Annotated in this window: 4 protein-coding genes and 1 pseudogene; 2 read left to right on the top strand and 3 right to left on the bottom strand. The window is 62.8% G+C overall.

Going from position 1 to position 5,590, the window contains the following annotated elements:
• Positions 1–100: 100 nt before the first annotated feature.
• Positions 101–982 carry an alpha/beta hydrolase gene (locus AB0L60_RS42200; RefSeq protein ID WP_364626521.1) on the bottom strand — a complete coding sequence of 294 codons (882 nt, stop codon included), beginning with the start codon at positions 980–982 and terminating at the stop codon, positions 101–103.
• A 129-nt stretch (positions 983–1,111) separates the two neighbouring features.
• On the opposite strand from AB0L60_RS42200, the gene AB0L60_RS42195 reads away from it, so the two are divergent.
• Positions 1,112–1,738, top strand: coding sequence for a TetR/AcrR family transcriptional regulator (locus AB0L60_RS42195; RefSeq protein ID WP_364626518.1), 627 nt, complete (start codon positions 1,112–1,114; stop codon positions 1,736–1,738).
• Between the two features lie 797 nt (positions 1,739–2,535).
• Here the strand turns inward: AB0L60_RS42195 and AB0L60_RS42190 are convergent.
• Positions 2,536–3,150, bottom strand: a complete 615-nt coding sequence (locus tag AB0L60_RS42190) for a carbohydrate-binding protein (protein WP_364626516.1) — start codon at positions 3,148–3,150, stop codon at positions 2,536–2,538.
• A 229-nt stretch (positions 3,151–3,379) separates the two neighbouring features.
• Positions 3,380–3,648 (bottom strand): annotated as a pseudogene (locus tag AB0L60_RS42185) (FAD-binding protein); the annotation flags it as partial.
• Between the two features lie 321 nt (positions 3,649–3,969).
• Between AB0L60_RS42185 and AB0L60_RS42180 the strand changes: the two are divergent.
• The gene (locus tag AB0L60_RS42180; RefSeq protein WP_364626513.1) at positions 3,970–4,416 is read left to right on the top strand and encodes a DUF4442 domain-containing protein; all 447 of its coding nucleotides are present in this window, start codon (positions 3,970–3,972) and stop codon (positions 4,414–4,416) included.
• The last annotated feature ends 1,174 nt before the right edge of the window (positions 4,417–5,590 follow it).

Here is a 5,590-nt window from a genome sequence, read left to right as displayed (position 1 = left end):
CGCGTTCCCGCAGCTCCTGCGGATATCTCCGATTCCCAGCCATACCGTTGATCCTCTCCAGATCCAACGGTCTCCCTCAAACCCGGGGCGATCCAAGGTCTCATTCCCCGACAGGATTGTGGCTGTCGATGAACTTCAAGAAGCGCGGAATGACCTGGTCCGGATTGGCCCACAGCAGATCGTGTCCAATGCCCGGATAGGTTTCGACTTCAGCCGTAGGGATGTGGGCGTAGACACGAGCGGCGCCATGTACCGGATCGCTGACGACGGTCTCGGCACCGTACAAGATGAGACTCGGCGCGGTGATGGCGGCCAGCTGTTCGTCGGTAAGGGGCCGATCCCACGGCACTCCCGAGCGGTACTTCGTCGTCGCCATGACTACTGCGAATTCGTCGTCAGTCATCTCGAGCCCCGGCATCAGCCACTTGTTGAACTTTCGCATGCGTTCTGGTGTCGGCCGCATGCCTGCCTTGAGGAATTTGAGCAGCAGCCCCCAGCTCGGTTTGGCGAACGTGGCTCCGCTGGGCTCGAACATGGTGAGGCTGGCGAGGCGCTTGGAGTGGTACACCGCGACTACACCGGCCAGCCAGGCGCCGTAGGAATTTCCAGCGAGGTGCACTCGCTTCTCGCCGAGACCGTCGAGCACCGCAACCATCCACGTCGCTATATCCTGCGCATCGTTCAGCGGTGCGGTCTGCTCGCACAGCCCGGCCCATCCGATGACATCCGGCGTGTACACCACGTGGTCGCGCGACAGCTCTTCGATGAACCGGTGCCACACCATTCCGTTGCCACCGATGCCCGGCAGCAGCACGATCGGTGTGCCCTCTCCGGATCCGGATTTTCGTACTCGTGTTGTCCCGAAAGGGGTTTCGACATCGAGGTCGACCGAGGGCGCCGGCCATTGCGCTGCCACAGTGTCGTACGCGGCCAAGAAAGCTGCCTTCGCCTCGGTGTTCGTGAATCGCCCGATCTTCGGCACGAGCCTCCCCTTCGTCGTCGTTACGGTATGTCCATATCACTTAATGCGGTACGAACGTACCATGGATGCGGTATGCACGTACCATCTAGACCGAAGGTTCCTCGATACGGAAGGAAGGCGGCAGGTCACGTGCCACGATTGGTCGACCACGAGGTTCGGCGACGTCACATCATCGATGCCGTAAGGCGAGTCATTGTCACCGGCGGCCTGGAAGGGGTGACCTTTCAAACAGTCGCCGCCGAGGCCGGGATCTCGGTTCGGCTCGTACAGTACTACTTCGGTACCAAGAAAGAATTCCTCCTGGCGACCCACCGATCGGTCATGGAGGACGCCGGCGCTCGGTTCATGCAACGGTGGACCGCCCTCGGCTCAAACGCCGCACCTCGCGAAGCCCTCCGGGCGGTTTTGACCGAACTACTGCCGCTCGACGATCAACGTCGAGAGGAAGCTCTCGTGCTCGGTGCCTTCGGCTGGGCGGCCATCACCGGTCAAGGCATCACCGCGGAGGAAACCTTTGCCGCACCAAGAGCTTTGGTCATGGTGGTTGCGGATCAACTCAGACGAGCGCAGCACGCAGACGGCTCGAGCCTGAGAAACCCCGAACTAGATGCCGAGCTCGTCGCGATGGCGATCGGTGGACTCGCTCAAGGCATGCTTCAGGGGTACGGCACCGCAGACTCCGCAGTCGAACTCGTAGATCATCTTCTCGATCGCATACTCGGGACGAGTTCGAGAAACGATCAACACCAGCGATAAGAGACCATCTGTGCCCACCGGCGGGTCGGCCGCTCATCGGCAGAAGCGGACGTTCCGCCGGCCTCGGCACGGCCCGTTGATCTTCCGATGCCCCGCGCTGGCCGGTTCGGTCAGCGCGGTATGTGGCAGTAGGGGATTCTCGGCTGAGACCTCTGCGGCGCGATCAGGTTGTCTGTGCGGTGGGGGCTCGTGTTCAGAACTTGATCACGATCTCGAGGCAATCGTCGATCGTGCGGCCGTCGAGCGGGTCGAGAATGACGCCGTGGATTTGGGCTTCGACGGCTTGAACGAGCAGCACCGGCGGTCAGGACCGGATCGCCTCCGCCTACGCCGAGACGGCTCAGGTGGAAGGCGACTTCGCTGGCGAGCAGTTGTTCGAACTGCTTCAACTTTTCAGTGCTCGCGGGAGTACGGGGTACCTGTTCGTAGAGCAGACGATACATGTGCGGCGCCGTGGTGTGCAGGCGGGCTCCGGCAGTGCTGCAAGCGATCTCGGTACACAGAAATACGCAGGGGATTCGGGAACCCTCTCAAACCATCAACAGGGAACCCGCAGGCCAGCTAGTGCAATGCGACCAACAACCACAAATACCCAGGTGGCAGGCCGAAATGTACTTCGACGTCTAAATCTGAGTAGCGCAACGGTTCTCACCGAAGCCCCGGTCGCCTCGCGACCGGGGCTTCGGCCATTCCGGGCGGATCGCATTGCAAGCTGCGGTGAACACCCGCGACCTGGTCAGCTGAACCAGCACACCCCGAACCCTCCCGCTTCCCTGTCGCGGGAGGACTTTCGTGTCCTAGATCTTCTGCCAGAGCGCCGGGGTATTCGGCGGGGTCCAGTCCGGAGCGTCCGCGGTATGCGCTTGAAGGCAGCGGTACTGGGACCCGTTGTAGGACACCACGTCACCGACGTTGTAGTGGATGCCCTGCTGCCAGGCGGCGGGCGCCGGGGCGGTCGTAGTCGGAGCCGGGGCGGTTGTAGTCGGCGGCGGAGTGGTCGTGGTGGGCGGCGGAGTGGTCGTGGGGGTGCCGCCGCAGCCGGACGCGTCCGCCACGGTGACGGTGCTGCGGGTGGTACCCCAGACCGAGCCGTCCTTGAAGATGACGTTGGCGGTCAGCTCGTGGCTGCCTACAACGGTCGGAATCCACTGGATGACCGGATCGATTCCATTCACGACCACCACGCTGCCGATCGTCGGCTGCTGCGGGGTCTGCTGCGCGAAGTCGATGAGCTCCACCCGGGCGGCGTCGGCGGTCAGCCCGCTCGACGAGAACGACACCAGATAAGCGGTGTTCACGCAGTGGGTGGGCCCCGGAACCGTCGGGGGCGCAGGGATTTCCGCGACCGCCATGCCCGCGGTGAGCACCGCGGCCCCACTCAACGCCGCGAGTGAGCCGATTCCGAACCCCACCCGAGTAAACCATGAATGTTTCACTTTATACTCCTAGCCGTACCTCACACTGCCAACGCAGCGCTTCGGCAAGCTAACAGCACTTCTCTTGTGCAACAGAATATTTCATACCAATGTGACCTACGTTACGTACGGCGACCGACTGGGTCCGCAGAACCTCGCAATGCAGAGGTTGCTAACAGCACGCGTGAGGAACAGGCCCAGAACAGCTCCGCCTCCGCACGTCCGGATGGTTCTTGCCGTGGATGTCGGAGGCGATCGCACCGCCCACGGTGACCTGCCGGGTCCCGGCAACAACGGAACCTATAAGCCCTGGGGCAGAATGGCTCTGATCAATGTGTCGAGGCTGACTCCGGCATCGGCATGGGCATCGACGATCCCGGTGTCGGGATTGATGTTGTGGATGCGGTCGAAGGCAGTCACGTCGACGATCAGGCCGCCACCGTTCTGCGCCGGATCGCCGTAGCTGCACCACAATCCGCGGGCGATGACCCCGCGTGCGCCCACCGTGTCTCTGGGCCGCCGTCGATCTCAGCGCCGGCGCCTCGCGCTGGCCGGTTTGGTCGGCGCGACATGCGGCAGTTGCGGATGTTCGGTGATCTCCCGCGACGTGTTCGATAGGCACGGCAGTCTCCTTCAGCGAGCCATGGTGAGCTTCGCCCGCAACGTCGGTCTGCACTACCCTGCTGATGGTCGTCGTGGCTTCGAATCCGCTATTCATCCGCGTAGTGCGCAGCCTCCCGACCGAAAATGCCTCGGGATGGTCAGGATTGGGGGAATGTGGTGCGGCTGCCTTCGCCACAGGTGTTCCGGTATGCGATGAGCGCATACCCGCCGTTGTTGTTCGCCGGTGTGCGGGTCGAGCACGTCGCAGACGACTGGACCTCCGTCCGGGTGGCGCTGCGAGTCCGGTTCTGGAACCGCAATCACAATGGGGCCGCGTTCGGCGGCACGCTGTTCTCGATGACCGACCCGTTCTTCGGGCTCATGGCGCAAGGACAGCTCGGTAACGGATATCGAGTCTGGAATACCACCGCCGGGATCGAGTTCTTGGCACCAGGACGCGGGATCGTCACCACCACAATGGAACTCACCCGTGCGCAGGTCGACGAGATCCGACAGACCACCCGCGACGGTGGCAAGTCGATCACCGCGCATGCCGCCACGATTCATGATTCAGATGGAAAGATCGTCGCTCGCGCAACCCAGGACCTGTATGTCCGGAAGGCTCGAACCGATGCGGGTGCGCGAGCAGCTGCTCGATGATCAGACCGCCGATCTAACCGCAAGTCGCGAACCCGAGCTCTGATCCGCATCACCTGTCAGACAAGTCCGTAGGTTCATTGCATTCGGCAATAGCGGACGTTCTGCACCGCAACAGGTTCCGGCCACTGGCGCCTCGTGCTGGCCGGTTCGGTCAGCGCTGTATGCGGCTACTTACCGCGCACTGCTGGCGGGCCTACGGCGCTGTGCCCGTAGATCTTCTGATGCCCCGCACTGGCCTGTTCGGTCTGCGCGGGACGCCGGAAGCGGACGTTCGTCGGCGAGCCGGTGGTCAGCTTCACGCAACGTCATAGCCGAAGATACGGGATGGCTCCGTATGAGCCGACGCGGCAGTGTTTCGCGCTACTGTGTGCGACCGGTGGGCCGTCTCCGTCGTGCGGATGGTGTGGGACTCCGCTTGCGGGGCGGCACAAGCAACAGAGCTGAAATGACCAATCCGGTGACACCGACCATGGTCCATATGACGGCCCTGTCGTGCTCGCCTCCGTGCTGCTGCTGACGGATTTCATCGTAAGTGAGTCTTTTGTAGCCTGAGCCTTCCACCAGGACCTGGCAGGAACTGTTCTCCGTCATGGGCGCACCGTTGCAGGTTGGGGCAGGCAGTCCATGCAGCAGAGTCGGGACATTGACCAAAAGCACGATTACCGCGGCAAGGCCGAGGATCAACGCCCAGGCGTGGACGTGTATCAGCCCCAGCATCTTTCGGCCGGGCACGACTACCAGCACAGCAACCTACCTTCCTGTCCATTTATGGCTCGAGAGGACTCTGCCACCTCGCCGAATCCGCACCGCCAGTAGGTCCGTGACAGATGCGATTCCAGGCCGATCGCCCTATCGGCGGAGTCCTCCCACACAGAAGCCTATGCCGCCCTCCGACATCGCCGACCATCGTGAAATCGGCAGTAGCGGACGTTCCGCGGCGCACCAGGTTCCGGTCGGCACCGCCCCGTGCAGGGCGGTTTGGTCAGCGCGACATGCGGCATGCGGATGTTCCCCATACCTCGAGGATTGAGGCACGCCTACCACGGCGGGTGCCCGCTGTCGCCGGTTGCCGCCGTCTAAGAGCCTGGTGACAAAGGGTTAAATGGTGGCCAGGGTTGGCCCGTAGAGGGCCGGCCCGAGCTTTCTGATATGGCCTTGATGTGACCACTGCGAC

The organism is Nocardia sp. NPDC051981 (assembly GCF_040680715.1).
Lineage (GTDB): Bacteria > Actinomycetota > Actinomycetes > Mycobacteriales > Mycobacteriaceae > Nocardia.
This window is presented reverse-complemented; position numbering and strand designations above follow the sequence as displayed.

Coding starts and splice junctions, on each gene's coding strand:
- AB0L60_RS42180 (WP_364626513.1), top strand. CDS start 3,970: ATGAGCGCATACCCGCCGTTGTTGTTCGCCGGTGTGCGGGTCGAGCAC.